Source organism: Candidatus Zixiibacteriota bacterium (assembly GCA_040752815.1).
Classification (GTDB): Bacteria; Zixibacteria; MSB-5A5; order GN15; family FEB-12; genus JAGGTI01.
The window spans coordinates 1-5,449 of sequence record JBFMGC010000088.1 but is presented as its reverse complement, the minus strand read 5'-3'; the positions used below and the strand labels follow the sequence as shown (position 1 = coordinate 5,449).

Sequence of the window (5,449 nt, the reverse complement as noted above, 5' to 3'; positions counted from 1 at the left end):
AAGGTACTCATGGCGCTCTCCCATCCTTGCGCATACGGGCTCCGGATATCACCTTGGCCCCAGCGACTGTTCGGGTTCTTGCCACTTCCGGCAGCGGCGGATCGCGCTACGAACGGGCTCTTTCCGGTCCCAGGGCAGGTCGATCTCGCCGCTACCTCGAAGTCGCCGACTGCCGCCCGCGACCTCAATCTATCTCTTGCACTCTTACTTGATGCCATATATCTACCCAAAAGACAAGATACAAGGGCAGAATTCCTGGGTCGCCAGCGATAGCGTAGCGACCAGCGATCCTGCCCTACGAGAACTCACCGACGGCAGGGGCAGAGCCCTGCCGATCATTATTGTTCCTTCTTGGCGGCTATCCCATACCGCGCCATCTTGTCCTTGAGGCCCTTGCGCGTAAGGCCGAGCAGCTTCGAGGTCTTCAGGATGTTCCCGTCGGTTTGATTGAGTGTTGACACCAGCAAGTCCCGCTCTACCCGTTCGACTACTTCGCGCAGCTTGCCGTGATACCCGCTCGTGTCGACTTCGGCGGCGGTTGAGCCAAGCAGCTCCGGTGAGAGATCACAAATGTCTATCGGGTTTTCAGGTTCAGACACCACGGCGGCTCGCTCCAGTTCGTGCTCAAGCTGGCGCACGTTGCCCGGCCAGGAGTAACGCGCGAGTACGTCGAGCGCAGCCGGTGTGATCGTCAGTGTCTCGCGGCTTAGTTTAATCGCTATCTGCTTTAGAAAGTGGTAGACCAAGAGAGGAACATCGCCACGCCGGTCTTTCAGAAGTGGGATATCGATAGTGAACGTATTTAGTCGATAAAACAGGTCGCGGCGAAACGATCCATCTTCGATAGCATCCTGCAGTTTGCGGTTGGTGGCCGAGAGGATGCGCACGTTCACATATTCCGTAGCCGATGCGCCAATTGGTCTTATCTCGCCGTTCTCCAGTACACGGAGTATGGCCACCTGGGTGGATAGCGGCGCCTCGCCGATCTCGTCGAGAAATATCGTGCCGCCGTCGGCCTCTTTGAACAGTCCAATCTTGTTGCGATCAGCGCCGGTGAATGAACCCTTTACATGTCCAAACAACTCTGATTCCAGCAGAGACTCAGTCTTCACGCCGCAGTTTTTTACCACAAACGGCTTCTGTTTACGGGCGCTATTATAATGGATGGCGCGAGCCAGCAGCTCCTTGCCGGTGCCAGTGGGACCGGTAATCAGGACCGGCGAATCGTTGCCGCTCACTTTCGAGGCCATCGTCAGCACCTGCCTCATCGGCTCGGACTTGCCGACTATATTCTCGAACGCAAACGTGGCGTTGACCTCCCGCTGCAGCCGATCATTCTCGTTGCGAAGCTTCTTGTGCGAGATTTCGAGCAATTCGTTCTTGCGGGCCAGTTCTTCGAGCAGCAGCGCATTGGAGAGAATCTGCGCCGATTGCGAGGCTACAATCGACACGAACCGCGATTGATCATCGTCAAACGGCCCCTTGTCGCGACTTCGCACCAGGCTGAGCAGACCGACAGTCTCCGCCCGCGCCAGTAGCGGGCAGCAAAGTAGTGATTGAAAGCGGCCGTTCTCGGACGATAGCCCGGCCAGGCGGTCGTCGTGATCGAGATCATCCACTTTCAGCGTCCGTTTGTTCCTCAGCACCCAGCCGGAAACCAGGTTGTTCACTTTCCACGGGAGGTTGTCGTCGCTTGGCTGGGCCTTGCGCACCACGGTGAGAAGATCATCGGCGCTGGCCGGGGTAACCAGGTTGATGACGCCCTGATCTGCATCCGTGAGCTTGACCAGTTCATCAATGATAATCGACATGATGTGATTGGTCTCCCGGACACGAGAAATCTTCTCGATTATCCGGTTGATCGAGCCGAGTTCGGCGAGCGTCGCCTCGAGCTGGGCTATGTTCCGGTTCTCATCCATAGGCAGATTCATCTCTGGCTTGACTCGCCAGCCACTTGAGTATATCATGTGGCAGCGGACAGTCAACTCCAATCATCGACAGTATCTCTCCTCTAGTGTGGGCGTGGCAACCAGGGCCGCACAGGCCTTGATGGGTGTGGTGTTAGTTCAGTGCGCCGGTAGTGGCTACTCATCGTGTTGGCTGACTACCACCTAACCATCGCCACCGTTGCAACCGACAAGTCCGCTCAGATCATTACTTCTTGTCCGACAACGCATTAGGCTCAGAACGGGAATTCGCGCCGGGTTGGCACACGGATTGACCACGCTCGGCCTAAAGGAAATAACGATGCTACTGCATTGCGCGGACACAAAACCCAAATCACCTAACACAAAGGAGAGAGACGCTATGAAACATCTAAGCGTTGTGATCACACTGTTGCTGCTCGCCGGTATCGGTCTGGTGAGTTGCGACAAGTCAGTCGAGCCGATCATGGAGCCGTCGCCGGCCGACGGTATCACCCCTGACATGGCCAGCCTCCGGGCCGCGCCGTGGCCGAGAGCTTCCGCGGCGGCACCGGGCCCGCTGGTAACGGTAAGTGTGGGCGAGAACGAGCTCGAATTCTGGCCTTACACGGCGTCGGACTTTTCCGGCACGCCGAAAGATCCGATCAACCTGATCTTCTTCGGGCAGGCCTCACCGCTCGATATCCGTGCGGCGCTGCTTGCACTCAACGGAGACCGCTCGGCACTTGGCCTGCCGCCGGTGCCGCCGTTTAACGCCGTGTGGGAAGACGATATCGAGGGGGACATTCAGGCGAGCTACGGTTCCCCATGTGGATGGACGCCGGGGGCGATTCAGTTGGTCTGTGGCGACTACTACAGTATCAGATTCCACCTCCGTTTGTTCAAAGTCGGCGACTGGACATTGGGCGGAGTGCACTTTGAGGTCCTCATTCCGGGCACCACCACGCACCAGGTGCTGAGCTGGGAACTCGCCGAACAGTTTGTTATCGGCGACATCATCCGTAGCGGCTTGCTCAATGGAGTCGTCCCGATGATTCCTGCCGGGCAGATCAACGAAGCTCCTTTTGGGGCTATCCCGGCGATAATCTACAACGGCCTGCCGGTCGAACTTCGCGGCCTGATCGGCGGCCCGCTGGGTGACGTAGCCGGGGACGTGCCGATTGCCAATGACGGCAACGCATTCGTGCTCAATCTGGCGTCGCACGCAGAAGCTCCCGCCCATGTCAAGGACCACCAGTTCGTGGTGCAGTTCGATCAGGTTGTCCCCAAGCCGTTCTGCTCCTCGGGACCGTATGACTATGTTTATGTCTATGGTCCAATCACTCTTCGTGAAACGATCGCGTTCACAGCCTGGGGCACCTATGAGGCGACATTCTATGCCGAGGGAGAGCTCTCGGTTACTCCGGTCAATCCGATGACCGGTGAACCGATCGGCGAGCCGTACACCGCCCAGGTCCGTGAGACCCATCATGCGGTATACTCCAACGGTGTGGAGTCGGGCATCAGCCTTCGCTATCAGGGCTTGTTCCCGTCGACCGCTCCCGGTGCCGGATGGTTTTTCGAACGGTTCCGGATAAGTTCCCGCGGCGGCAACGGGTATCAGATAATCGTGCGCTGCCAGCCGACTGAATCAGTAAGCGACGAAGTTGTGGCCGCCGCAAGCGAGATTGATCTCGAAAGTGGCGTAGCCGCGAAGGCGCTCATCGATATCAAGTGACCTGATCAGCAGGCAGATAACGTCGAACACGAGCCTTGGAGGAACCCCAGGGCTCGTGTTTTCACTGAAGTGACAATTCCATTGTGAGGCGTGGGGAAATCGATATATTGGATTTGCATTGTGACCACGGTGAGTCCGCACTCGGGCAACAAGAACGAGCGGGCATGGAACCGTCGAGAGCCAGGAACGCCGTCGCCGATGACTCGGCGTCAAGGAGGAGATTGTGAAACTGGATACCCCGGACAAGATTCTGGACTTTGCCATTCAAAAAGAGGAAGAGGCCGCTCAGTTCTATCGCGACCTGGCCGGTAAAATGGCGCGGCCGTCGATGAAAGATGTTTTTGTTGGCTTTGCCCAGGAGGAGATGGGCCACAAGGCGAAGCTGCTGGCGGTCAAAGAGGGTCACAAGCTGGTGCTTTCGGCCAGAAAGATCACCGACCTCAAGATCGCCGATTATCTGGTCGATCCCGAGCCGAACCGGGGCGTGGTCACTTATCAGGACGCCCTGATCATCGCCATGAAAGCCGAAAAGGCGGCTTACGCACTTTACAACAGTCTCGCCGGCGCCACTGACAGCGACGACCTGAGGCAACTGTTTCTGATGCTCGCGCAGGAGGAGGCCAGGCACAAGCTTCGCTTCGAGGTTGAGTACGACGAGGTAGTGCTCGCCGAGAACTAATCTGATGCGCTGATCAGCCAAAGAATAAGCGTCCGCGGTCTGAGCCTGCGGACGCTTGTAGTTTGGAACGGTTGTGGGGTCAGATTATGGTCGCCAGCTTGAGCAGCTTGGAGCTCATTTTTAGCCCCACGAAACCGAGGGTCATCTGGTTGACCTCAAACTTGATCTTGGCCTTTCCGTCAACATCTTCACTATAGAAATTCACCATAACGCCATGCCGCGCGAAATAATAAGCGTCGCTGATCGTGAGCACCGGCGCATTCTGGACCTTCTTGAGGATCTTGGCGAGCTCGGTTTTGTCTTCGGTGGTGAGGAATAGAATCTGAAACACGGAAAGATCGGCGTCCGAGGTCACGACGGTAACTGTCATCTTGCCGCCTTCTCTTGCGGCGGCCAGCTCCTTCAGCTTCGGCGTGAGAGGGGATTCTCCGATAACGCCGATGGCGATTTCGCCGTTGGCGTTGGTGCCGGCGCCCTCCGGCCAGGTGACGTAGTCCACGACTTTTACGATAAAATCGGCCTTGTAGTCGATTTCATCGGGAGTCATGTTCTTTGCCGCCACCAACATTGCTGTCGGCGCCAGCAGCGTCGCCAAAACGACTGCATTCCGCATTAGCCTAGTGCCTCTCAAACGAACTCACCGACAAAGAAATATAACGCCATCTCTCAAACCACGCCACCAAAAGCGCAGTTCCGACCCCGTGCCGCCCGGAGAGCGGTCTGCGCAGACTTTGGCCCGTCTTCTCTGATATCGACCGGGTTGCCTGAAATCATGAGGGAGCAAGCCGGGGGGTGCTGCTTTTCGATCGAATCGAGCTATCCTTGGGGCTTCGGACCAGCGGGGCTCGTGCGCGCAGACCCCGATCCGCCCGGCAATAGACGTGCGCGGCAGCCCCCGGTCTGCCCGGCCATTACGTACTGGCTCGCAGACATCGCAAGCGCGAGTTTTCTCTTGCATCGCACGGTACCGTAGACTATGGTATTTGTAAGACCCGGTATCCCGCAGCTCTGCTGTGGGTGGGCTGAACTGGAAGACCGCAGGGCGGGTTTGCTTCATACCCGCCATAGGTGACTGGTGGCCCACAGCTTGCTGTGGGTGGGCAGAACTGAAAGCACGGGAGGTGTGTA

4 protein-coding genes are annotated in these 5,449 nt (G+C 57.5%); 2 read left to right on the top strand and 2 right to left on the bottom strand.

From position 1 onward, the window contains the following. Positions 1-338: 338 nt before the first annotated feature. The gene (locus tag AB1772_13075; GenBank protein MEW5797273.1) at positions 339-1,919 is read right to left on the bottom strand and encodes a sigma 54-interacting transcriptional regulator; all 1,581 of its coding nucleotides are present in this window, start codon (positions 1,917-1,919) and stop codon (positions 339-341) included. 388 nt (positions 1,920-2,307) lie between these two features. On the opposite strand from AB1772_13075, the gene AB1772_13070 reads away from it, so the two are divergent. Together AB1772_13070 and AB1772_13065 are read left to right on the top strand one after the other, a co-directional pair. After that, on the top strand, positions 2,308-3,642 hold the full coding sequence (locus AB1772_13070; GenBank protein MEW5797272.1) for a hypothetical protein: 1,335 nt from the start codon (positions 2,308-2,310) through the stop codon (positions 3,640-3,642). A gap of 223 nt (positions 3,643-3,865) precedes the next feature. Continuing rightward, positions 3,866-4,321: a ferritin family protein gene (locus AB1772_13065; protein MEW5797271.1), complete on the top strand. Its 456-nt coding sequence runs from the start codon at positions 3,866-3,868 to the stop codon at positions 4,319-4,321. A gap of 79 nt (positions 4,322-4,400) precedes the next feature. Here AB1772_13065 and AB1772_13060 read toward each other — a convergent pair whose 3' ends face one another. Next, positions 4,401-4,916, bottom strand: coding sequence for a YfiR family protein (locus tag AB1772_13060; GenBank protein MEW5797270.1), 516 nt, complete (start codon positions 4,914-4,916; stop codon positions 4,401-4,403). Positions 4,917-5,449: the final 533 nt, after the last annotated feature.